Source organism: Pseudoalteromonas spongiae UST010723-006, from assembly GCF_000238255.3.
GTDB classification, from domain to species: domain Bacteria; phylum Pseudomonadota; class Gammaproteobacteria; order Enterobacterales; family Alteromonadaceae; genus Pseudoalteromonas; species Pseudoalteromonas spongiae.
On record NZ_CP011039.1, the window covers coordinates 2,583,753 to 2,608,623 of the forward strand.

22 protein-coding genes are annotated in these 24,871 nt (G+C 41.4%); 7 read left to right on the top strand and 15 right to left on the bottom strand.

The features are described 5' to 3' along the window. Positions 1-4: 4 nt before the first annotated feature. Entirely contained in the window at positions 5-688 is a 684-nt protein-coding gene (locus tag PSPO_RS11955; RefSeq protein ID WP_054980534.1) for a CPBP family intramembrane glutamic endopeptidase, read from the bottom strand. A 151-nt stretch (positions 689-839) separates the two neighbouring features. Continuing rightward, complete coding sequence (locus PSPO_RS11960; protein WP_010562015.1) at positions 840-1,940, bottom strand: phosphoribosylaminoimidazolesuccinocarboxamide synthase; 1,101 nt, start codon at positions 1,938-1,940, stop codon at positions 840-842. Between the two features lie 199 nt (positions 1,941-2,139). Between PSPO_RS11960 and PSPO_RS11965 the strand changes: the two genes are divergently transcribed. Genes PSPO_RS11965 through PSPO_RS11975 form a run of 3 tightly spaced genes read left to right on the top strand, consistent with a single transcriptional unit; the run spans position 2,140 to position 4,674 of the window. Then, the gene (locus PSPO_RS11965) at positions 2,140-2,826 is read left to right on the top strand and encodes an ABC transporter ATP-binding protein (protein WP_010562016.1); all 687 of its coding nucleotides are present in this window, start codon (positions 2,140-2,142) and stop codon (positions 2,824-2,826) included. Further along, a complete protein-coding gene (locus PSPO_RS11970; RefSeq protein ID WP_010562017.1) occupies positions 2,823-4,166 on the top strand; it encodes an ABC transporter permease in 1,344 nt (447 codons plus the stop codon). The genes PSPO_RS11965 and PSPO_RS11970 overlap by 4 nt, the downstream gene beginning before the upstream one ends. Positions 4,167-4,173: 7 nt before the next feature. After that, positions 4,174-4,674: a DUF3299 domain-containing protein gene (locus PSPO_RS11975; RefSeq protein WP_010562018.1), complete on the top strand. Its 501-nt coding sequence runs from the start codon at positions 4,174-4,176 to the stop codon at positions 4,672-4,674. A gap of 49 nt (positions 4,675-4,723) precedes the next feature. On the opposite strand, the gene mutM is transcribed toward PSPO_RS11975, so the two are convergent. Further along, complete coding sequence (gene mutM, locus PSPO_RS11980; protein WP_010562019.1) at positions 4,724-5,533, bottom strand: bifunctional DNA-formamidopyrimidine glycosylase/DNA-(apurinic or apyrimidinic site) lyase; 810 nt, start codon at positions 5,531-5,533, stop codon at positions 4,724-4,726. Between the two features lie 7 nt (positions 5,534-5,540). After that, positions 5,541-6,002 carry a hypothetical protein gene (locus tag PSPO_RS11985; protein WP_010562020.1) on the bottom strand — a complete coding sequence of 154 codons (462 nt, stop codon included), beginning with the start codon at positions 6,000-6,002 and terminating at the stop codon, positions 5,541-5,543. Positions 6,003-6,168: 166 nt separating this feature from the next. Here PSPO_RS11985 and PSPO_RS11990 point away from each other — a divergent pair, with 166 nt between their 5' ends. Both PSPO_RS11990 and PSPO_RS11995 read left to right on the top strand, forming a co-directional pair. Next, the gene (locus PSPO_RS11990; RefSeq protein ID WP_010562021.1) at positions 6,169-7,089 is read left to right on the top strand and encodes a manganese-dependent inorganic pyrophosphatase; all 921 of its coding nucleotides are present in this window, start codon (positions 6,169-6,171) and stop codon (positions 7,087-7,089) included. 124 nt (positions 7,090-7,213) lie between these two features. Continuing rightward, entirely contained in the window at positions 7,214-9,226 is a 2,013-nt protein-coding gene (locus PSPO_RS11995; protein ID WP_010562022.1) for a tetratricopeptide repeat-containing diguanylate cyclase, read from the top strand. 248 nt (positions 9,227-9,474) lie between these two features. Here the strand turns inward: PSPO_RS11995 and rpmG are convergent, their stop codons facing one another. The 10 genes from rpmG to PSPO_RS12045 all read right to left on the bottom strand — a co-directional run bounded on the left by rpmG (position 9,475) and on the right by PSPO_RS12045 (position 19,739). Continuing rightward, a complete protein-coding gene (gene rpmG, locus PSPO_RS12000; protein WP_005493124.1) occupies positions 9,475-9,630 on the bottom strand; it encodes a 50S ribosomal protein L33 in 156 nt (51 codons plus the stop codon). Between the two features lie 12 nt (positions 9,631-9,642). Next, complete coding sequence (rpmB, locus tag PSPO_RS12005; RefSeq protein ID WP_010562023.1) at positions 9,643-9,879, bottom strand: 50S ribosomal protein L28; 237 nt, start codon at positions 9,877-9,879, stop codon at positions 9,643-9,645. A gap of 361 nt (positions 9,880-10,240) precedes the next feature. Further along, entirely contained in the window at positions 10,241-11,299 is a 1,059-nt protein-coding gene (locus PSPO_RS12010) for an efflux RND transporter periplasmic adaptor subunit (RefSeq protein WP_010562024.1), read from the bottom strand. 11 nt (positions 11,300-11,310) lie between these two features. Then, positions 11,311-14,433 (bottom strand): efflux RND transporter permease subunit, encoded by a 3,123-nt coding sequence (locus tag PSPO_RS12015; RefSeq protein WP_010562025.1) that lies wholly within the window; start codon positions 14,431-14,433, stop codon positions 11,311-11,313. 163 nt (positions 14,434-14,596) lie between these two features. After that, positions 14,597-15,454 carry a sulfurtransferase gene (locus tag PSPO_RS12020; RefSeq protein ID WP_010562026.1) on the bottom strand — a complete coding sequence of 286 codons (858 nt, stop codon included), beginning with the start codon at positions 15,452-15,454 and terminating at the stop codon, positions 14,597-14,599. Further along, the gene (locus tag PSPO_RS12025) at positions 15,454-16,236 is read right to left on the bottom strand and encodes a YggN family protein (protein WP_010562027.1); all 783 of its coding nucleotides are present in this window, start codon (positions 16,234-16,236) and stop codon (positions 15,454-15,456) included. The genes PSPO_RS12020 and PSPO_RS12025 overlap by 1 nt, the downstream gene beginning before the upstream one ends. A 60-nt stretch (positions 16,237-16,296) precedes the next feature. Further along, positions 16,297-16,818, bottom strand: a complete 522-nt coding sequence (locus PSPO_RS12030; protein WP_040641320.1) for an Lcl C-terminal domain-containing protein — start codon at positions 16,816-16,818, stop codon at positions 16,297-16,299. Positions 16,819-16,831: 13 nt separating this feature from the next. Further along, positions 16,832-18,526 (bottom strand): Lcl C-terminal domain-containing protein, encoded by a 1,695-nt coding sequence (locus PSPO_RS12035; RefSeq protein WP_010562029.1) that lies wholly within the window; start codon positions 18,524-18,526, stop codon positions 16,832-16,834. Positions 18,527-18,638: 112 nt separating this feature from the next. Then, positions 18,639-18,971 carry a hypothetical protein gene (locus PSPO_RS12040; RefSeq protein WP_010562030.1) on the bottom strand — a complete coding sequence of 111 codons (333 nt, stop codon included), beginning with the start codon at positions 18,969-18,971 and terminating at the stop codon, positions 18,639-18,641. 75 nt (positions 18,972-19,046) lie between these two features. Beyond that, a complete protein-coding gene (locus PSPO_RS12045; protein WP_010562031.1) occupies positions 19,047-19,739 on the bottom strand; it encodes a DUF2982 domain-containing protein in 693 nt (230 codons plus the stop codon). A 222-nt stretch (positions 19,740-19,961) separates the two neighbouring features. Between PSPO_RS12045 and PSPO_RS12050 the strand changes: the two genes are divergently transcribed. Beyond that, entirely contained in the window at positions 19,962-21,023 is a 1,062-nt protein-coding gene (locus PSPO_RS12050) for an efflux RND transporter periplasmic adaptor subunit (RefSeq protein WP_010562032.1), read from the top strand. Further along, positions 21,020-24,109, top strand: a complete 3,090-nt coding sequence (locus PSPO_RS12055; protein WP_010562033.1) for an efflux RND transporter permease subunit — start codon at positions 21,020-21,022, stop codon at positions 24,107-24,109. Before PSPO_RS12050 ends, PSPO_RS12055 begins: the two co-directional genes overlap by 4 nt. 26 nt (positions 24,110-24,135) lie before the next feature. On the opposite strand, the gene PSPO_RS12060 is transcribed toward PSPO_RS12055, so the two are convergent. Beyond that, complete coding sequence (locus PSPO_RS12060; RefSeq protein ID WP_010562034.1) at positions 24,136-24,837, bottom strand: SDR family NAD(P)-dependent oxidoreductase; 702 nt, start codon at positions 24,835-24,837, stop codon at positions 24,136-24,138. Positions 24,838-24,871 lie beyond the last annotated feature (34 nt).

The window sequence follows — 24,871 nt, forward strand, 5'->3', positions numbered from 1 at the left end:
TGAATTATTCGCCATATAAACGCATTGTGCTATCAAAATACATGCCGAGCCCAGCTGTAAATAACCAACATCCCCATAAACTATGCTCAACAGCTACTAACAAGGTGCTGCGCGAATGAATATAGGTAAATGAAAATACTAAACCTGCAATAAAGGCTCCCACTACCGCAATCCAATTTGCAAATAACAGATGTGCTAATGCAAAACTTGTCGCACTTAAATATGCACGTAGCTGCTTACTTTTAAAGACTCGTTTATAGCGATGAAACATAAAGGTACGAAAAATTACTTCCTGCGGCCAGGCTGAAAAAATAGGGTAAAGAATTAACAGCAAGAACCACCATTTAGTTTGTTGCGTGGGTAACGTAAAGAACCATTGGGGCGTAAAATACCAACTAGCTATCATCATTAATAGCGCTGCGACTAAAAAAGTAGCAACTACTCTATCGAGCGATAATTTAAGCTGCACCGGATTCCAAAGGCGAAAACGCTTAAAACGCGGATCACTTAACAACAGTAAAACACACCACCCTACTACCGATACCAAAAAAAGCAGTAAGTAAGGCGCAATCACATCGCGTACGAAATACAAAAATACGGGTAAACAAAAGAATAAAAATACAAATTCGCAAATCAAAATGCGTTTGTAATAATGCTTAGGTGCCCAACGGGTAGGATCGAGTTTCAATAGCATGCCCTCCTATTACAGTATAGAAAGGCAGGTTAAAAATTTAATGAATTTAACGTGAAATGACTCAGTAAGATTAGTTTAGTGAGATAAAAATTGGCACTATATTATAAAGCGCCCTAAATAAGGGTTATTTAAGGCGCATTAAAGCTTAGTCGATTAGACCATACTCTTTATCAAGAATGTCGATCACTTCTTGGCGCGGATCGCTTGGAATTTCTAGTTGTTTACCAACGATTTTGCTCGCAATACCAACATAAGTGTCTGACACTTGTATCATCACATCGACCGGTAGTTTGTAACCCTTGGCGAGTTCTTCACGTTCATCCATGCGATCTTTATTAAGTAATACATCGCTATCAGGTACGTTATTAATTAATAACTGGCGGAAACCCTCTTTCGAGTTTTCAACAATCTTACCATCGCGGTAAGCTGGGCCATCCCAAATACGTGATGAATCTGGTGTACCAACTTCATCGATATAAATAAGCTTATGCGAACCATCTACTTCTTCTACATAACCAAACTCAAATTTCGTATCGACAAAAATTTGGTCAAGCTCAGCAAGTTGCTCGCTAATTAGCTTAAAGCCTTCAGTTAATAGCTTTTCGTATAAATCGATATCGCTTGCCGACTTAAAGTTAAATGCAGCTAAATTGTTTTCGATATTTTCGCGCGTGATGTTTACATCATCTACTTCAGGCACTTCTGCTACGCCAGTAATAATACCTTTAGTCGATGGTGTAATTAATACATTATCTAATTTTTGGTGAGCTTCTAAACCTTCTGGTAAATCAATACCACAGAAGTTGCGAACGCCTTTTGCATAATCGCGCCACATGCTACCCGTAATGTATTGGCGTGCAATTGCTTCAACGCGAACAGTTTCGGCTTTACGTACAATCCATACATAAGGGTGTGGAATATCAACAATGTGGTTACCCGCAAGGCCTGCTTCGTCAAATAATTTAAACCAGTGAGACGCCACTGAGTTAAGCGCAATACCTTTACCTGGTACACCGTTTAGGCCATTTTCGCCTTGCCAAATACAGTCAAACGCAGAAATACGGTCTGAAATAACCATAAGTGCAAGTGGTGTATCTTTTGGAATGTTATATCCCTTTTCTTCGATTAAACGAACGCTGTCTTGCTCGGTTAACCAATAAACACTGCGAACTTTACCGCTGTGAACCTTACCTTTGGTACGGATCGGTAAATCGTCATTTACGTCCAAAACCTTATATGAACTCATGGAAACTCCAAAAGATATTTTTGATACTAGAAAAGCACTTTATGCGCTCTAAATTGGGGTGCGCCAATTTTAGTGAAAAGTCGCTGCAAACTCAATAATTGAACAAAAAAAGCAAGGGTATGAATTGCTATCGCAAAAGATTGGTTTCAAGGTGTTGTTGTTATAGTATCACACCAATTTAAATTTATTTTGTGCAGTCATGTTAGCGATTAATAATCTCACTTTTTCTTATCCAGGCGCTCGCAGCCAATTTGTGCTGCATGATTTTGCCTTATCAAAAGGCGAACATGTGTTTATTTACGGCCCAAGCGGCAGTGGTAAATCAACTTTGCTCTCGCTAATTACTGGTGTGCAGCAACATAACAGTGGTTCAATCTCGATTTTAGACACCGCTTTTTCAGCTCTGTCACAAAAACAAAAAGATCGCTTTCGCGCAGATCATATTGGCTATATTTTTCAGCAATTTAATTTAATCCCTTTTTTGTCTGCAACTGAAAACGTTGCGCTGGGATGTGAGTTCTCAAAAATACGTACTGAAAAAGCCATAACTAAATACGGCAGTGTTGAAAAAGGTGCGAATAAGTTATTAATGGCGCTTGGTTTGAGCGAACAAAATATTGCCAAGCCGGTCAATCAACTGAGCATAGGGCAACAACAGCGGGTTGCTGCTGCCAGAGCATTACTTGGTGAACCAGAACTCATCATTGCTGATGAGCCAACTTCAGCCCTTGATAACGACGCCCGAGAAGAATTTATTAACCAACTTTTTGAGCAAGCTAACAATAATCAAACCAGTATTTTGTTTGTCAGCCATGACCAAACGCTCGCAAATTTATTTGATAGGCAAGTGGCGCTTGCAAGCTTTATGCAGGAGCAAACTCTATGAGCTTATTAACCCTCTCTCGCAAAAGCTTACTGAATCGTTTTTCAAGCATTGCGATAACCACTATTGCGATAGCACTGAGCATTACCTTGTTACTACTTATTGAACGTGCCCGTGTTGATGCCAAAGCGAGCTTTCATAATACGGTATCAGGTACCGATTTAATTGTCGGTGCCCGCACCGGCAGCACAGAGCTATTGCTTTTTTCGGTATTTCGCATCGGTCACCCAACTAATAATTTAAGCTTCACAAGCTATCAAGATATTACTAGCAAGCGCTCAGTAAAATGGGCTATTCCACTTTCACTTGGCGATAGCCACAAAGGTTTTAGCGTTATTGGTACTAATAATGACTACTTCACCCATTACCGTTATGCCAATAAGCAAAACCTCGCATTCTCAAAAGGGCACGCTTTTGAACAAGTAAACCATGTGGTGCTTGGTAGTAATGTTGCTAAAAAGCTGCATTACCATTTAGGTGACTCGATTGTAATGTCACACGGTGCTGGCAATACCAGCTTTCATCATCACGATGATCACCCATTTAAAGTCGTGGGAATTTTAGCTTCAACCGGCACGGCAGTAGATAACAGTGTGCATGTGCCACTCGTTGCAATTGATAATATTCATGGCTCAGCAACGCCTAGTATTAGCCAGAAACATCAGGCAGATGAGCGTCATGACCACGACCACGACCACGACCACCATGATGATCATCAACATCACAGCGAACAGCGTGATGAACATAGCAAGTTGCCTGCACTATCAAATGCGGAACTCACCGGCCAACCAAAACAAATCAGCGCATTTTTATTAGGCCTAAAAAGTCCGATTTTTGCACTGCAACTACAACGTAATATCAGCCAATATAAGCAAGAGCCACTGCTGGCGATTATGCCAAAGTTTACTTTGCGCCAACTATGGGAAGTGGTCGGTGTATTTGAAAAAGCGTTATTGGTTATCTCGGGGGCTGTTGTCGTTATTGCTTTACTTGGTATGCTGACTAATTTATTGGCAAGCTTAAGCCAGCGCCGCCGCGAGCTTGCTATTTTACGCTCAGTGGGCGCTTCGCCACGTACCATATTTACTTTGCTCGGGTTAGAAGCACTATTAATCACAGTGTGTGCTACCCTGCTGGCTATCGCATTTTATTATCTTGTAATTCTGTTGCTTGCTAATATGCTTGGCAGCATCAGTGGTATTCATTTGCAGCTTATGGCACTGAGCCAATATCAAATGAGCTTATTGGCTGGTATTATTTTGCTTGGCACCTTATTTGGTTGTTTACCTGCTTACAAAGCATATCGTTACGCATTGAGCGATGGCTTAACCATAAAAGTTTGAGATTTATATGAAACAACATTCGCTATTGTTTACTTTCTTCGCCTTAATAACGCTATTAAGTAATCCGCTGTTTGCCAATGGCAAAGCAAAAGAGCTTTACTGGGAAGACCTCATTCCTAAAGGCTATTCTTCATCACCTGTTGAAGGGCAAGCCGCGCACAATGAAAACTCTGAGGCTAATTGGGTGCAACCCGACTTAAATGCGCCTATTGTAAAAGAGCTCAATAATACCATGGTGACATTGCCTGGCTTTGTTGTACCACTTGAGGGTGATGATCAAGTGATCACCGAGTTTTTATTAGTGCCATATTTCGGCGCGTGTATTCATGTGCCACCACCGCCACCAAATCAGATTGTGCACGTAACCTTTAAAGATGGTGTGCCAATTGAAAGCCTGTACGATGCCATTTCTGTTACCGGTAAAATGAAAACCGAAAGCTGGGAAGGCGAACTGGCTAAAGTTGGTTATCGTATTGAAGGTGTAGGCGTTGCGCCATTTGACCTTTAAATACATCTAAACAAAAAAGGCGCTACGGCGCCTTTTTTTTATTTTAACTCTATTTCTGACAATTTTTACAATACACGGTACTGCGTTGTCCTTGGCGAATTTCGATCAGCGACTCTTTACAGGTTACACAAGGCTCGCCTTTACGCCCATACACTAGTAACTTCTGTGCAAAATAGCCTGGCTTGCCATCGGTTTGGGCAAAGTCTTTTAACGTTGTGCCACCCTGTTCGATTGCATCCGCTAATGTTTGTTTAACGATAGGCACTAATTGTTGGTATCGCTTTTTAGAAATTTTACCTGCCGCGCGTTTAGGGTGAATGCCCGCCTTAAATAAAGACTCATTGGCATAAATATTACCCACGCCCACAACTACACTGTTATCCATTAAAAACTGTTTAATCGCAGTTTGCTTTTGTCGTGATTTTTCATACAAATAATCAGCATCAAATTCGTCGGTTAATGGTTCTGGGCCTAATTTTAGTAAGCTGCTATGAACTTCACCCGCTGGTTGCCACAAGCAAGCGCCAAAACGGCGAGGATCATTTAAGCGTAGCACTTTGCCATTTTCGAGTTCTATTTCGATATGATCATGCTTTTTGAGTGGTACAGAATTATCAACCACCCGCAAGTTACCCGACATGCCTAAATGTAAAATAACACTGCCTGTATCCACACTAATCATTAGGTATTTTGCGCGACGGCTAATCTCGCTAATTACTTTGCGTTCAAGCTGATAAACGTCATCTGGTACCGGCCAGCGCAATTGGGTTTGATGAACTCGTACTTGTTTCACCGTTTGGTTTAGCATATGTGGCGTAATGCCTAAACGGCTCACTTCAACTTCTGGTAATTCAGGCATAAAAACTCTAAAACTCCGTGGTAGGAAATAACTGGCTACAAGTTTGTTTATCTAACTTTATGCGACGTGCTTGGTTATCATCAACAAAACAACCATCTAACGTAGCGAAAACATCGAACACTAAACTGCGATCATAGCCAGCAATATAAAGCTCAACACTTGCAAGTGATGAGGCTTGTTCGTTTGTTATTGGAATAATCTCACCACTTGCTTGACGCCAATTTACATCGAACAATTCAACATCAATATTTAACTGCTTATTAGTGCGCCAACTTGTGCCAATTCGCTCAATTTTGAAGTCGCTGTATTGATATGTCAGCACCGCGCTATTGGGTGGCAACAATGATTGAGTCGTCTCATCGTCTGAAGACGAGATAATTTTATGATGCAGTCCATTAAACAAAAAAATCATTATTAACATGGCAAAAATAATGACATTATTCCAACCAGTTCGCCCAAGCCTAATCATTTCGATCCTAAACGCGCCTATTTAAGTATAACTAAGTCTATATGAAACAAGCAGTTTTGGCACCCGTTTAGGTAGTGTATAAGTAATACCAAATGAGTAATTTCTGTCGCTGTTAAATGGCTATTTTTTTGCTAAACTATGCGCCAAAATTTAAGGAGTTCCGTCCATGGCAATGTATGTAGTGGGTCACAAGATCCCTGATTCAGATTCGATTTGTGGTGCAATTGCACTTGCATATTTAAAAAACCAAATTGGTGAAGCAGCAATCGCAACACGTTTAGGCGATGTATCACCTGAAACACAGTTCATTCTAGACACATTTGGTTTTGAAGCACCTGAGCTTAAAATGAGCTACGCAGGTGAAGAGGTTTACATTGTAGACCACACTGAAAAAACACAAGCACCAGATGACATTGATGAAGCAACGGTTGTTGGTGTTGTTGACCACCACAAACTGGGCGATTTAACAACGTCTACACCACTTGAGTGTTGGATTCGCCCTGTTGGCTGTTCAAACACCATCATCAAGATGATGTATGACTTCTACGGTGTTGAAATTCCAAAGAACATCGCGGGTCTTATGTTAGGTGCAATCCTATCAGACACTGTAATCTTCAAGTCACCAACTTGTACTACTGCTGACATCAAGTGTGTTGAAGTACTTGCTGAAATCGCAGGTATCGAAGACTACAAAGCATTCGGTATGGAAATGTTTAAAGTTAAGTCTGCAGTTGAAGGCACGCCAGCTCGCGACCTCGTTATGCGTGATTTTAAAGACTTCAATATGAACGGTAACCTAGTAGGTATCGGTCAGTTAGAAGTTATCGACCTAGCTGTATTTGACGACATCAAAGCTGATCTTGAAGCTGACATCGCAAAGCTGAAAGAAGAAGGCGGCCGTCACTCTGTATTCTTACTACTTACAGACATCATGAAAGAAGGTTCACAAATGCTTATTGCATCTGATGACGAAGGCATTGTTGAGCGTGCTTACGGTGTTGCACCTGAGCAAAGCCGCGTTTGGCTAGATGGCGTACTAAGCCGCAAGAAGCAAGTAGTACCACCACTACAAGATGCATTTGCTTAATTAAGCTTAGTAACAAAAAGGCGCGTTTAGCGCCTTTTTTAATGCTTAAGATAAAGCGCCATTTCGCTATGCAAGCCTTCAATTAAGCTCTATGCTTATATAAATTTAACAAGTTAAGTTTGCGATGCCAAAAATAATATTTTTGTTTTGTGTTTTATTTACTGTTGCGCTTGATGCGACAGAACAAGAAACACAGCAAGATATTAGCGCACACATTCAAAAGCAAAATAACTTAACATTCTCAAATTACGAAGATCGTATTGAACAGCTTTCGCTGAAACACAATCAAGACAACCTTGAGATGCTGGCTGCGCTGAATCAGTTTAATGAACAAAATCCAACAAATAATTTAAACGATCTCGCCTACTTATTAAGTTACCGCTGCTATCTGGAACTGGTGAATAACCAACAAGATGCCTACCAACAAACAGAACAAAGTTTACTAGCACTGACTATCAGCTCAGCCTCAGACCCCGCTATTTCTGCAGCAACCAGCTTTTGTAAATCTTGGCGCTATTATTTTGAAAAAGATGCTAAGCAATACGATCTCTACATTGAGCAATCATTTAACTATGCACTGAATGCACAAACACCTGTGCTTAAATACTGGATTGCTATTAGCTTTGCCATGATGGCGCAAGATACAGGCAGGCACTCGGCGGCAATTGAGGCAGCAAAATTGGCAATGACCATTGCTAACGTGAATAAAGACAATTACCGAGAAGCCACCAGTAGAGCCATTATCGCAATCTCAGAAGCAGAACTAGGTTTTTTTGACGACGCACTGATAAATAACCAATGGGCGATTGATTGGTATAAAAGTGTAGACCAACAAAATGCCATTTTAGGTCTGTATCAAAACAGAGGGTTTATTCTGAATAGCCAAGGTAATACAGCTCAAGCAAAAGCCATTTACCTAAATGCTATTGAACAGGCTAAAAAACTTGAAAACCAAGATGCAATTCACGAAATTTACAGCAATTTAGCTGCAATTGCCTTTACTGAAGGCGAACTTGTGCTTTCAAATGACTACGCAAAAAAGACGCTGCAATATGCACAACAAAGTGACTATCAAACCCTCGCTGCGCACGCCTACTCTATTATGGCGATTAATAATGTTTATTTAAATCAGCTCGATCTAGCTCAAAAGTACTTCGATAAAGGCAATAGCTATTTTGAAGAGTATAAAATGATTAGCTTGTTGGCAGATAACTATAAATCTTGGTCGGAAGCGATGGCCAGCATTGAAAATTTTGAAGCGGCATATAAAGCACAGTTACGCTACAAAGAACTGAGCGATAAGATATTTAACACCGAACGCGAGAGCCGTATGCTACGTATTAAAGAGCTTTACGAGGTGGCACAAAAAGATCAAGAAATTGAGCAGTTAGCGTTTGATAATCAGCGCAAAAATACTGAAATTGAAAACAAGTCATTGCAAAAACGAATATGGGTATTAAGTGCTGTTATCACTTTATTGGCCTTTATTATTTTGTCGTTTTTTTATCGCAAGCTAAATACATCCAATAAAAAACTAACCAAACACAATACTAAACTCAATGAAGAACGCTTTATCGATCCACTTACCGAAGGTTTAAACCGTCGCTTTTTTGAAGTACAGCAGCGCGAGCGCATGCTGAATGTGCCTGAAGTTAGCTTTAGCTTATTCGCCCTTGATATTGATCATTTTAAATCGCTCAACGATACCTATGGCCACGCCTGTGGCGACCAGGTACTAAAACAATTTTGCCAGCGCATTCGGCAATCAATTCGCCAGCAAGATAATCTGATTCGCATGGGTGGCGAAGAGTTTTTACTGGTGATTGAAAATACCAACTTAGAAGCTGATGCTCAACTTATCAAAAAATTACTCACTATTACTAATTCAGAACCTATTACATTTGAACTGCATCGCGTGTCAATTTCTGTATCGATTGGCGCTGCTTCCAACGTCAATATTTATGATGAGACAACATTAGACTTTGCCCTAGAACTTGCAGATCAAGCGTTATACAAAGCAAAGCAGGCGGGACGAAATCAAGGGGAACTATTAGATTTGTATCAAATCAACCTAGCAAGTGTGATTAATAACTACGATATGATTGTTAGTAAGACGGTTACCAGTCGCACACAGTAATAAAAAATGAGCTGAAAGCAGTAATCTTACATCTCAAGCAACATTTAAGTTAAATACTTGATGATGCCAATTCCCAATTAGAACCACTAAACAGCAAAACATTTCCTGTCATCAACACAACTTTACAACGTTAAAGTAAAACACTTACTTAAGCGAGAGGATATTATTAAATTAAGCTGGCTTAAAATTCAGGCAATAAAAAACCCGAGATAAACTCGGGTTTTTTTAATTCTTTCAGCAAATCACAATTACTTGATTTTTGCTTCTTTGAAAATCACGTGTTTACGTACTTTTGGATCGTACTTTTTGATTTCCATTTTTTCAGGCATGTTACGCTTGTTTTTGTCGGTAGTGTAGAAATAACCAGTACCAGCAGTAGAAACTAAACGGATCTTATCACGCATGACTCAAGCTCCTTATACTTTTTCGCCGCGAGCACGGATATCAACTAATACCGCGTCGATGCCTTTCTTATCGATAATACGCATACCTTTAGTAGTAGTACGTAATGTAACGAAACGCTTTTCGCTTTCAACCCAAAAACGGTGAGTTTGTAGGTTAGGTAAAAAACGACGCTTAGTCGCATTGCGAGCGTGTGAACGGTGGTTACCTACCGCTGGACGCTTACCTGTAACTTGACAGACTTTAGACATGTCTATTTATCTCCAATAACTTCGCTCGAGCTAAATCATTTCTTCCGAGGTTTGTGTACGTTTCTGCCCCGGAATTAATCAAAGGGCGCTCTTTATACAGCAAATACAGGCTAAGATCAAGAAACCCGATCTTTAGTTCAGCTCATGTGTAAATTTTATAGCGGCTAATTATAGTGATCTCTTGCCCCGAGGGAAAGTAAAACTTACTTTTATTTTCACTATTTCCGCGAATTAAGCAAAACAGCCTGTTTTTTCGAGTTTTCTTTTTACAAACAGAACTAAATTAGCCTACTAATTTCGTAAGTAAAGGCACAAAGTAACAATAAATTTTCTCACTTTGTGTCAAAATTTTTAATTAAGCTTACTCTTGCACTAACACTTCTTGTCCTGATGTGAGTCTTTCAGCGCCTCTGGTGGCAACTTTATCGCCTAGTTTTAATTGCTCCAATGTTACAGGACGCACTTCAACTTTACTGCCTTGTCCTTGGCCAACTTCCACGGCAACTTGTTGTGCTTTATTGTCATCTTGTATTTTTACAACATGAACGCCTGCTTTTCGTAAAATAAGCGCATCACGTTCAACTAATAAGCTTGGTTGTGTTTTTTCAATATTAAAATCAACATCAACGAGTTGGCCACTGGCCCAACTCATTTTATTGTTTGTGAGCAGCTTAGCGCGTACTTCAAATGTCTGCGAGCGTGAATCTGTGGCTGGAATAACCGCGCTTACTCTTGCCTTACCGGTTTGCAAATTATCAAAGCTGCCACTACTTAAGCTAACGTTTTGACCAACCGCTGCATATGCCAAGTATTTTACCGGCGCATAAAAACGTACTTCTAAATTGTTGATATCAATAAAATGCACCAACTTATCGGCACGGCTCGCATCACTGCCCGCTAATAAAAAGCGTTTGCTGATTATGCCGTCAAACGGTGCAACCACAGTTGCTCGCGCCATTCTGTCTTCAATTTGTTTCAGCTTCACTTTTGCCAGCTCAATATCGGTGAGAGCTAAGTCATGCTGACTTTGCACTAAATCAACTTGGTTTGCCGCTGCACTGCTGGTCTTAGCTAATTTTTTAAGCCGTTCAAGCTCTTGGCGTTGATAAGTTAAATTAACTTCAGCACGCTTAATCATAATGCGCTGCTCTGCCGCTTCTAATTCAAGCGGTAGCATTTCAATTCGTGCTATCACATCACCTTGCTTTATCATGGCGCCTGGCTCTGCAACAAAACTAAGCTTTCCCGCTGTGCCAACGGTTAAATCAACATCGCCTTTACCTCTTAAAGTGCCGTTCAAAGCTACGGTTTGAACAAGTGGCGCTTGTTCAACCAATTTAACCGCAACTGTTGGTAATGCATATAAAGGTGCAACCAACAGCGATGAAGCAACTAACAGCGTATTTAATGGTTTATTCATCTTGGTATCCCCTACTTATTAGCAACCAGATCTAATTGTGTTTTATCGTTTTTAGTATTTGCTTGTGTTAATTGCGGTGGCGTTTGTTTACCTAGTAGCAATAAACTTGGCATTAAAATTAAGGTAAACATGGCACTAATTGCCATACCGCCGACAATTACAGTCGCCAGTCCACGATAAATTTCCGAGCCAACCCCCGGCATTATCATCAGTGGCAACATGCCAAATAAACTGGTTAAGGTACTTAAATAAACCGGTCTTGCACGAATAAGTACTGCATTTTCAACCGCTTCACGGCGTGATAAACCATCGCGTTCGCCTTGGCGAGTTTGATCTACTAATAAAATCGCATTGTTCACAACCAGCCCGAGTAAAATAATAAAGCCAATCATAGTAAGTAAATCGAGTGACTGAAAACTCACAACGTTAAGTGCCGCTAGCGCCAATATGCCGCCCGCTACGGCCAGAGGCATAACTAACAATACCAACAGGCTATCGCGAGCCGATTTAAACAGCGCCGTCATCAATAAAAATAAAATAAATAGCGCAAGCACAAAATTGTAGGCCATTTCTTCAATCGCTGAATTCATTTTTTGCGCATTACCCGCCAAAATTGCGTTTGCTGAGCGAGGTAAATTTTCACGCACAACGGGCATCACTTGTTCAGTAAGTATTTTTTGCGCCTGCTGTAAACTCATATCATTTGGCGGTGTAATTTGAATACTAACAGTACGGTAGCCATTTACACGGCGTAATTGAGATGGTCCAACGGTTCGCTCAATAGTGGCTAGCTCACCCAGCGTTTGCGCACCTGCCAATGGTGTTGTGATAGGTAAACTCGCTAGCTCTTCGGGGCTTTGCCATGGATTAGCACGTAAAATCACGTTCATGCGTTCGTTACCGTCAAAGTATTCGCTAATAAACAAACCGCTGGTAAAGGCTTGCACCGCACTTGCAACGTCACGGCGTGTTAAACCCGCTTGCGTAATGCGTCTATCATTTGGTGTGAGTCGCAATTCAGGCTCTGCCATATTAAGAGAGGGTTGCGGCTGCGCCATTGCCTCAGGCATAGCTTTTTTTACTTCAGCCAATGCTAGTTGCGCAGTAGACATCAATTGCTCCATATCAGAGCCCTGCAAGTCGATACTTAAAGTACGACCGTTGCCTCCATTTGCCACTTGGATCATCGAGCCTCTAAATAAAAAGACTTGGGTATCGGGCAGCTCTGCAAATATTTCCTCGCGAGCAACTTGCATTAGCTCTTCTACGCGCTGAGCATCGGCAGAGTAAATAAAGCCACCCGCATTTGAACCAAACACATAGAAATTAAAATCTTTGATTGCAGGTGATTTCTCACCTAAGTAATAAGGCATTAAGCGTTGTTTTACTTTCTCGGCCAGTTCCTCTTCCATGTAGTCAATATTGGCACCGGCTGGTGTAACTAAACTATAAAAGAAGCCATCAGTTGGTGCGCGCGGCATAAAATCAGTTTGCGGCACTAAGGTATATGTCACTATTACTGCGCCACCTAGCAATCCTACCACCCAAGAAACTTGCTTAGTACGCGTGCTAGTGAGTCGCATAATTAAGTTGGTTAAACGACGCCAGTAGGCATGAAATTGATCGTCGTTATTTTCATTGCTCAATAAATATTTACTGGCAATAGGAATAATACTGATAGCACTAATTAATGAGGCAATTACCGCAATAGAAAGCGTTAACGCTAAATCTGAAAAGAGCTGACCTTCAATACCCGCCATAAATAAAATCGGTAGGAAAATCGCTACGCTGGTCGCAGTTGAGGCAAATAACGCACCACTTACTTGCACCGCGCCTTTTAACACGGCTTGCTTTCGTGCCATGCCTGTTTGCATTAATCGCGTGATATTTTCTTGCACAATAATCGCAGCATCAAGCACTAAACCTACAGCAAACGCCAATCCTGCCAACGACACCACATTTAAACTACGGTTAAAAATACTTAGCGCTAAAAAAGCCACCATTAACGATACCGGAATTGTCGATGCGATAATTAACGTTGTACGCCAACCTCTAAAAAACAACCACAAAATACCACAGGCCAATAGCACACCTAGGCCAAGGTTACTTTTTACCAACTGTAATGCGTTACGAATATGCACGGATGCATCGTAACTTAATTCAATCGCTAAGCCTTCTTGAGCTAGTATACCTTCGTTTAATTCTTTAATTGTGGCATTCAGTTCATCAAGTACCGCAACAGTATTAGATTCATTGGCACGGGTAAGGGTGATGTAATAAGCAGGTTTACCATTTCGTTGTGACATTGCACGGCGGTCTGTTACGGTATTCTCAATTTTCGCTACATCGCCTAAGAAAATAGCACGCTCACCTGAATAGCCAATGCGCATCTGCGCCATATTATCTAAATCATATTGTCCAGTGAAACGGACGGTATATTGACGACGTCCAACATCAGCAATGCCACCTGAAGTGTCAGTTGACGACGCTAAGGTTTGACTAATTTGGCTTAAACTTATACCCAACGCGGCCGCTTTATGGGGGTCAAAAGTAACACGCAGCTCACGTGGTCTTTCACTCGCTAAGTTAACAAAGGCCACACCAGGGATTTTAGCCAAACGCGGTTGAATTAATTCATCAATTTGTTTTTGATAACGTGCCATATCAAGCTGGCCACTACTTTCAGTAGGTACCACCAACAACGTTGCTGCGGTTGGCCCACCAGAGCCAGGGCCTGCATTACCACCTGCCGTAACAATTGGGTCCATTGCATCTAAAGGCAAAGGCGGTGCTTGATTTAAGCTGTTTAGCACATTTAGCATCGCCTCTTGCATATCGCTGCCAACAGCAAAGGTTAAATTAATAAAACCCTGCCCTTGGTTAATTTGCGTATTTACTTCAAGCGCACCAGGCGTATTTTTTACCGCATTTTCTAACGGCTCAATGATCACTGATTCGATTTCTTCTGGAGCAGCTTGGCGCCAACCTGAAATAATCGTGATTTGTGGTTGCTCGATGTCGGGGGTTAATTGGATAGGTAGTTTAAAGATACTAATTGTACCAAACAGCATAATTAGCACTAAAATCACCAGCACGCTGGCTGGGTTTTTTAAGGAACTTCTTGTGATATTCATAATGATAATACAGGGGTATAACTAGGTGTAGTCTAGTTGTTTGTATCATCATTGCTAGTTGTAAATTGTGTGTAAATATTTCGAAAAGTTGAACACACAAAGAACCAAGATAAATGACATAGAAACAAACTAAATCATCTAAAAGTTCGTATTATTATATGATTTAGTTTGACACAGTATCGATTGGTAACAGCTTATCTTTACCCCATTCGCTCCAACTGCCATCGTACACTTTCACATTTTCAAACCCCGCAACCTCGGCGGCTAATGCCAAAATACACGCGGTTACACCTGAACCGCAACTAAATATAAATTCTTTAGGTGCGGGAACAAGTTCGTTAAAAATTTGTTTGAGCGCAGCTTTATCTAACAACTCACCTTGTTCGAGCAAGCTGGCGTAATGTAAGTTAAGCGAGTTTGGAATATGACCACTGCGCATCCCTTCACGCGGTTCAGCTTCTTGTCCGCTAAAACGTCCATAACCTCTCGCATCAACAATTTGAATATCGTCATTGTTAATTGCATTCAATACATAGTGCTTATCAACAAATAGTTGCTTATCTTGCTGAACTTTAAAATTACCTTTCAATGCTGGTATCGCGTAACTTTCAACAACGTCAAAACCCTGTTGCTGCCATGCAGGTAAGCCGCCACGTAAAATAGCAACATTATCAAAGCCCATGGTTTTAAACATAAACCAAGCGCGCGCTGCAGAGAACAAACCTTGTTTATCATATACAACTAGATGCGAATCTTGATTAATTCCTAACTGCTGTATTTTATCTTCAAAAACGTGCGCACTTGGCATGGTATTAGGTGATGCTGCGGCGACATCTACAATATATTTACTAAAGTCGAAACGGATTGCGCCTGGGATCACGCCACAACTTTGATCTTTTAATTTATTTACCGGGTTATCCATACTGGCATCAAGAACAACTAAGTTAGTGTCATCGAGGTGTTGCTTTAACCAAGTACAATCCACTTGAAAATCCGTTTTATCAAATACTGAATTAGTCATTACAAACTCAACCCTTTTACTTGTACTAAATCAAAATCAGCAAGTTCTGGTACTAGCTGTTGTAGTTTATCTTCAGTCTCATTTAAGGTACGTAAACAACCGCAATATTGATTCGCTTTTTGTTCTAGCTGCACAACTTTCTTTTGTAATGACTTATCAATTTCGCTGGCGATAATATCAATACGCTCACCCATGCCTGTGATTTTCTGCTCGATATTGCCTTCATTTGACTCAAATGCATCACCAAGCGCAACTAAAATAGCGCCGAGAGAACCATGCACAGCAGAGTGAATTTTTTGACTGATTTCTTTTTCAAAAAAATCATCTAATTTAGAAAGGGATTGCGGTGCGATATAGAAAAAGTCGTCGCCCGCTTTAAACTTATCTTTTAGGGCAATTTCAACGTACTTTAGTTGGTCTTTTAACACTTCAGGCTCTTTATCAGTAAAGCCTGTAACCACTTGTTCAATTGCTGACAAGCCTAAATTAACACCGTCGGTAGCAAGTTTAACCAGTTCAGGTACGGTACTGCGCAACCCTTTGCTGTATTCTTTTAAAACTTGCATCTCTTCATCGTTAAGCTCAACCCAACGGCCGCGAATAAACAACTGAGTGTCGTTATTTATCTGCACATTGGTTTGTCCTTTATCGACAATGCGAATGACATCATCGGTAATAATTAAGCCATGTCCGAGTTCAACATCACATAATTCATCAGCCAACGATGCATTTGAAAACAGTAAGCTTGTAATCAAAAAGACCCAAAATCGCACCAACTTCATAACAATTCTACCCCAAAGATAACTCAACAAGATTATCAAACTAACGAGGTAGATACCAAATCATTTCGCATAGCGCATTAAACGCAAGTGCACATCTGAGGTTTTGCTTCTTAAGTTTGTTTTACCGCTATAAAAGGCCACAGCCCATGCTTGAGTAATACTGCCAACACCGCTTGTATTGGTCCAATAGTTTTGCGCCAATGTTGCTGGGAATACAACATTATTAATTGCCGCATCAACGCACTGGCGTTCAACAAGCGAACTTAACTCTTTAACATTCGGCAACTGCCAATCGTCAAAGCCAGCGTATTGATAATCTGCTGCTACTTGCAAGGCTTGTTGCCAAGTTAATTGCTCAGTGCCACCAGTGCAGGTGCTATTAGTCGCATCCCAAGATTGGCCAATACTACAACGCATCCACATCAGGCCAGTTAAATTATCAACCGCGGTGCCATCTGCATTTATCGTAAATTGCGCTGTTGGTGACGTGCTAGGAATATTACCAACACATACTTGCGCCTTAGCAGTACATGCAAAAATAGTTGCAGTCACAATAATCGATAATTTACTAAAAATACGCATAGTACCCTCTTTATTAATCATCATTACTGGTGTCTCGCACTAAACGTATGTAACCAAGGTTTTGTTTAGGATAACCAATGTCTTTACCTGAAAACATATCAATCGCCCAAGCAAATGCGCTTTGTCCACCTTCAGCGCTGGTTTGCATTGTCCAATACGGAAGTACACCATCAATTGCGAGTGTTGCCGAGTGCGGGAAAAAATCAGAGATCAGCACACTGCCCGAGCCCTGCTGACCAAAATGCAGTAGCGAGCTTAGCTCACTATGGGTTGGCACTCGCCAATTATTACCGCCACAATAATTAATCTCATTAACCTCAGTTACATACTGATCAAGACCACAATTAACCGTACTTGGGCAAGAAACTTGTGCGGGCGCCTCTACCCCAGCAAAACCACCATTATTAACCGTTGTTAAATACCAACTATAAGTATTTTGCGCCTCGCGCAGTTGCGTATTAGGCAATGTGCCACTACTAGGCTGCTTAACTTCCCAAATTAACCCTGAAATATTATCTCTTACACAGCTAAAATTAATGGCATTGTCTGACAGCTCTCCGGCAAACTGATCAAGTTTGGTAAAATCAAATGCCTCGGGGCCGCTACCAACCTTATCAAGTAAGCCAGCATGAATATCGCGGCCAAGCGCTGCGTCCTGCCTTGGGAATTCAGTTGAAACGCAGTTAATTAACTCTTTGCTGTTATCAAAGCAGCGATTCATACCACTGTCATTAATTAAACCGAGAGCTTTTGGCTCTGCAAGCACCTGTGTTTGTGCACTGTCAGAGCGATTGGCGCTATCCGTTACCGTTAGCTCAAATATAAGGCTTTCAGGAGCATCAACATCTGGCACTATAAATTGAGTTTGACACACTTCGCTATTATCGAGTGTAACTGTTACACCTGATTGCTGTACCCAATTACAGCGAAAACTGCCATCAACACTGGTTGAAGCGCTTGCATCTAAGGTAACAGTGGAAAATTCTTGCGCGCTTTGGTTTGCGCCGGCATTGGCAAAAATTAGCTGATTACTTTTTTGTAAGGTTAGCGCTAACTCGTTAGATTGCTGACCACCTTCATCGTCAGTGATGGTTAAACTAAACGTTACCTCGTCATTTTGTTCAAGCAATGGGTGTGTAAATGTTAAATCAGCAGATGATTTATCGGCAATGGTAATTGCCGTTCCTGCAACTTGTTGCCACAAATAACTGACTAATTGACCATTTTCATCAGGATCAAATGAGCTACTGCTAGACAACACAATAGTATCGCCATATTGCGACGGTAAGCTTGTTGGCGCAGTTTGCTTAATTGAAACAACGGGTAATAAATTAACTGAGTTAATCGACACCACCAAGTTATCGCTTACCGTACGGTTATCTGGGGCAACATATTCAACCGATAACTCAATTGTTTGATCTTGTTTTACATCGGGCGCGACAATTTCTTGCTTGGCTCCCTCAAGTGGAAACCCTTCTATTTGCGGCCCACTTAACTGTCGCCAAGTAAACGTCCCACCTTCTGGGCTTGCGACCGCGTTAACTGAAAGCGTGAGCTTTTCATCGAGTGCAATATCACTTCCGGCATTAACAGACAAAGGCGCACTGGTATTGTCATCGTTCGATGAACCTGAGCCGCCACCACACCCCAGTACTAACACTGCACTTAAGCAAGTGAGCAACACGGAACGCTGTTTTCCTATGGTCATAAATAACACCTAATCAAAAGTCGTTTTCTAAAATATAAAAATTTAATGCAAAAAAGCAGCCATAATTTTTCAACTATGACTGCTTTTTTAGAAATAAAATAATTGTTCTGAGCTACATATAACTTTCTTGATGAACACGCACAAACAGTTTTGTACCAACTTTTGAGTAATCAACTTTATACTCTCGGCCATCCAGTGCTTGTAAAAAAAGAAGTTGTTTCTCTTCACCAAATACATCAGGTGAGCCTATTTGCACGACCTCTAAATAGCGCTCTTTGGCTTCTCTGCGGTTGCGCGGCAGGCTTTCTTTAAAAGGCTGTAAACCAAAAGCAGTCACTCTAATTTTAGGATGGTTATCCCCATTAACAATCACTAAATCAAACTTTTTTTCTTTATGAATTATGGTGTTGCGACCACTTTTTACATATGCTCTTTCAACTGTCATAGTCAGCCTTTCCGATTTACGCAACGTGAAACTCTGAGAGTTTTCATTCAAAAATTTGCGCTTATAACTATCTTTCTACTTGATGTTACTATATTTTTCTATCGTTTTCTCGGGATCTCGCAACCAGTGTTGCAATAAATTCACAAATTCATCTGCTGGGCGATCAAAGTAATTATAGGATATCAAAAAATGATAGCCATAAAGCTCGTTAAAATGCTCAAGACGATGGCTCATCATGGCGAGTAAACCATTGGATTCAAACTTATCTTGATACTGATTAGCCTCAATTAGCCAATCATCCGGCACATTACCTAACGGCCACTTAACTTTAATGCCTGCAATTAACCAGTTGCGCTGCTCCATAATTAGCTTAAGTGCCAACCTTGGTGGCATACGTTTAATTAATGGCGCAATCGATTTAAGCCGTAATCCCAAGCATGAAAGTTCAATAAACTGGTCATCGTTTGCAATACTTACTTGCCCCACTTCCGCGATATTATCGCGAGAAATACGTACTTTGCCGTAGCGATGATAAAACACTAAACCATTGTTGCTCAATACTAAATTATAGCGCGGTTCTGATAATTTAAAATATCCGATAAACATTGCACCCAAGGCGCCAATCACTACCGCCACATCAAAAATAGAGATGGGTTCGGGCTTTAATTTAACGAACAATAATACCAGCACTAAAACAATACTACCGGCCACCAAAAACTCGCCACCGTGCTTATGCGCCGACGCAGCTATTTTTAAACGTTTTGCCATTAGCCCCACACACTAAAATATAAACATGCCATTAAAACACCCCAAATTAATGCTGCTCGTAGCTGTTTGCAATATGGGCAATTTTTACTTTTATTTTTCATAAATTCTACGTACTCACGGAAAAAAACACGTTTAATTCACAATATTATACGATGCCTAACACGCACAAGTTCTAAACTGTCTAGTAGAATAGTGAGCCCTGAACACTTACGAGAAACTTTTATGCACGCAAAACAATCTGGTAAAGCATTATTCCCCCTCATCTGTTTTGTTTTATTCGGTTTATGCATTTATTTGTATTTACCTGAATCGCAAGGACAACAAAGCAAGCGAAATGCAAACGCAACACCAGTACAAGCGCATCAAGTTGCAATTAGCCGCCAAGCAAATATTATCGAATCGCTTGGTACTGCGCGTGCAAATCAAGCGGTAACGCTCGTTAGCGCACAATCTGACTATATTAAAAATATCTTTTTTGATGATGGCGACACCGTTAAAAAGGGCCAGTTGCTGATTGAACTTCAAGATGCCGAAGAAAAAACCCGCGTTGAAGAACTTGAAATTCTGTTAAAAGAAGAAAACCGCAAATTAAAGCGTTTACAGCAGTTGGCAAAAACACAAGCTACTGCGCGCTCTGCACTTGATGAGCAAGAGGCTAGCTATGAGGCAACCAAAACACAACTGGCTAGCGCTAAAATTAAACTTGCTGAAATGAAGCTATACGCCCCATTTAGCGGCAAACTTGGCTTGCGAGAAGTATCTACAGGTACCTTTGTAAATACCAGTACAGAAATCACCACACTGGATGATACCAGCGTGATTAAAACCGATTTTAATGTACCAGAGAAATACCTCGCGCAAATCGCCATTGGTATGACAGTCACCGCAACAAGCCCTGCTTATCCAACAAAAACCTTCAGCGGTACTGTGTCGCACATTGCCAGCCGTATTGATGCGGCAACACGCAGTGTAAAAATTACCGCTAACTTTGATAATAACGATAACATGCTGCGCACTGGCATGCTGCTATACACGCAATTAGAACTAAGCGCAGAAAATACCTTGATGGTGCCTGAAAAGTCGCTTATTCCACAGCAAGACAAACACTTTGTTTATGTCATCAACGATAACGTAATTGAAAAACGCCAAGTCACTATTGGCCTGCGCCGCGGTGGTTGGGTTGCCATTGGCAGCGGTTTAAGCGAAGGCGAACAGATTGTGACTGAAGGCATTATTAAAGTCAGACCAAATAGCCAAGTAACAATTAAGGAGATGCTGAAATGATTTTAACCGACATTTCAGTTAAACGTCCGGTCTTTGCAACCGTAATAAACTTACTGCTACTTACTTTTGGTTTAGTTGCATTTTCAATGCTTCCGCTAAGAGAGTACCCAGATATTGATACGCCAATTGTGTCAGTAAGCACTAGCTACACAGGTGCGTCTTCTGAGGTTATCGAAACCAAAATTACCCAAGTATTAGAAAACCGTATTTCAGGTATTGAAGGTGTTAAAAGCATTAACTCGTCAAGCCGAAATGGTCGCTCAAATATTACCATTGAATTCAATATTGACCGCGATATTGATGCCGCTGCCAACGATGTACGCGAACGTGTTTCACGCGCACTTGATAGCTTACCCGAGCAAGTACGCCCGCCAGAAGTGTCAAAATCCGACAGCGATGAAAGCCCAATTGCATGGTTTGTATTAAACAGTACATCAATGAATTCATTGCAGCTGTCTGATTACGCCCAGCGTTATATTGTTGATAGGCTTGCGGTAGTAGATGGCGTAGCCAATGTGCGTCTAGGTGGTCAACGCGAATACTCGATGAAAGTATGGTTAAACCGTGATGCAATGGCTGCTAAAGGGGTTACCGCTGATGAAATTGAGCGTGTATTACGTCAAGAGAACGTTGAATTACCAGCCGGTGAAATTGAATCAGTAGATCGCGATTTCACCGTACGTATTGCGCGCAGCTATAAATCGCAAAGTGATTTTCAAAACTTAGTCATTAAACGCGGTGACAGTGGTTACTTGGTGCGTTTAAAAGAAGTGGCCGACGTAAGGCTTGAAGCGGTTGATGAAGAAAACCTATTCCGCGGTAACGGCAAAGACATGATAGGCCTTGGTATTGTTAAGCAAGCCAAAGCTAACACCTTAACCGTAGTTGAAAAAGCACGCGAAGAAATAGAAAAAATTAAGCGTTCATTACCTGAAGGCACAACCATTCAAGACAGTTACGATTCATCTATTTTTATCCGTGAATCGATTGCTGAGGTATATCGCACACTCGCTATTGCAATGGCGTTAGTAGTTGCCGTTATCTTTTTATTCTTAGGCAGCGTGCGCGCAACCCTTATTCCAGCAATTACCGTACCCGTTGCGCTGATTGGTAGCTTTACTTTTCTTTACGGCATGGGTTACTCAATTAACTTACTCACCTTGCTTGCCTTAGTACTGGCAATTGGTTTAGTGGTAGATGATGCCATTGTAATGCTTGAAAACATTCACCGCCGAGTAGAACTTGGCGAACCGCCACTGCTTGCGGCCTATCGCGGTGCACGTGAAGTCGGCTTTGCGATTGTTGCAACAACACTCGTACTGGTGTCGGTATTTGTGCCGCTAGTCTTTATGGAAGGCCGAATTGGTAGCTTATTTACTGAATTCGCGATGGCCACCAGCGCTGCGGTGATTTTCTCAAGTTTAACCGCACTTACATTATCGCCAGCGCTGTGCTCTAAAATTTTAAAACCAAGCGAGAAAGCGTCGAAGTTTAGTCATAAAATTGATGCACTATTTAGCAAAGTTGAAAACGGCTACGAAAATTTACTGCGTAACAACGTGGCTAGTAGCAAAAGCATGTTGCTACTTCTTATTTTTGCAGGCCTTGCTAGCTACTTGTTATTTAAACAACTGCCATCGGAACTGACACCAAAAGAAGACCGCGGTACTTTCTTTATAATGATGAATGGCCCTGAAGGCGCAAGCTACGAAAATAACGCACAGAACATGGCTCAGATTGAAGAAAAACTGATGCCATATCAGGAAAATGGTGAATTAAGTCGCGTACTTATTCGTGTTCCTGGCTGGGGTGGCCGTGGCGGCGTTGCAATTGTCGGTATGGCCGATTGGGACGAACGCAAACGTGATACTTGGCAGGTAATGGGCGAAATCAGCGGCAAATTAACCGATGTTACCGATGTGCGTGCCTTTGCCATTATGCGCTCTGGTGTTGGCGGTCGTGGCAACAGTCGTCCGGTTGAGTTTGTATTGCAAGGCAACAGCTACGAAGAACTGGCCGATTGGCGTGACCGCATTCTAGCTCGTGCCCGTGAGAACAAAGGGCTAGTACGTCTTGACCACGATTACAAAGAGACCTTTCCGCAGTTTTTAGTCAGTATTGATAAAAACAAAGCAGCAGATCTGGGGATTAGTATTTCGCAAATTGGCCGCACACTTGAATCTATGCTGGGTCAGCGCCGAGTCACCACGTTTATTGACCGCGGTGAAGAATACGATGTAATTTTAAAAGGCACCAAAGCTGACTTTTCAGACCCTAAAAATATTTCGTCGATTTACCTAAAATCACGTAACAATGACTTAGTCCCGCTGGACAGCTTAATCGCCATTGATGAACAAGCGACAGCTGCGCGTTTAAACCGTTATAACCGTATGCGCGCCATTACCATTAGCGCCAACCTTGCAGCTGATTACTCATTAGCGGAAGCGCTTGATTTCCTAAACCAAGTGGCAATGGAAGAAAACGATATTGAAGGCGCGATTGATTACAAAGGCGAATCGCAAATGTTCTATGAAGGCGCATCGGCAATGACCTATGTGTTTATTTTAGCGCTCACGGTTACTTTCTTAGTACTTGCAGCGCAATTTGAGAGCTTTGTGCACCCGTTAGTAATTATGCTTACAGTACCACTTGGCTTAGTCGGTGCGTTAACAGGGCTATTCTTCACAAACTCTAGTCTCAATATTTATAGCCAAATTGGTATTGTTATGTTGATAGGATTAAGTGCCAAAAATGGTATCTTAATTGTGGAGTTTGCCAACCAGCTGCGCGATAAAGGTGTCGCCTTTACCGAGGCATTAATCAGCGCTTCGAAACAACGCCTGCGCCCAATTATTATGACCTCTTTAACCACAGTAATGAGTTCGGTACCGCTGGTGTTGGCATCAGGCCCAGGTTCTGAAAGTCGTATGGTTATTGGTATTGTTATCTTAACCGGTGTGGTTGTGGCTACCTTGCTAACACTATTTGTTATTCCAAGTGCGTATTACATGCTGGCGCGTAACACTCAGTCGCCAGAAACCACTGAAAAAGCAATTAACGATCAAGCCAGCGATCATCCGCTATAAAATTATAGAGTGGTAGCTAAGCTTAGCTACCACTCTATTTCTTGCCCATCCCACGCAAAGAATTTTCCACTGTCTTTTTCATTAACCTGAAACATCAAGCGAATTAAACATTCCGCACTAAATTGTACAGTAAACAATTTATTTTCAGGCACATTACGTTGAAATGGTTTAGACAACTTGGTATCTGTTGTGCCCGGATGAAAGGCTATTACACATACCTTATTGCTACTTCGAGCCAGTTCCACACTCGCGGTTTTGATTGCCATATTAAGTGCAGCTTTAGCCATACGGTAACTGTACCAACCACCTAAGCGGTTATCGCCTATACTGCCAACTCGCGCTGATAAAAATGCCAATTTACACTCTTTTGCCAGTAACTTTTGTAAATGCACTAAGTAGGTGAGCGGCGCAAATGCGTTGGCTTGCATTAATGCCATGGCCGAATCAACACGCCATTGTGATAGATTTTTTTCGGGCTGAATATCCTCTTGGTGCAATAAACCCAAACAACAAAAGACATAATCGAACTTAATTGATAATGTTGCTAAACAGCTTGCTACCTGCTGTTCACTGTGGTTTTCGACTAACAACACATTAAAGCGTTTATCACTTAAAAGAGTTGGATTGCTGGTGATAATGGTAATGTTGTGTTCGTCGTCTTGTTGGGATAACAGCTCAGCAACAGCCAAACCTATGCCGCCCGCCCCAATAATTAAACTTTGTTTCATCTTGCCGTCCCTTGTCTAACTGTATTAATCTTTA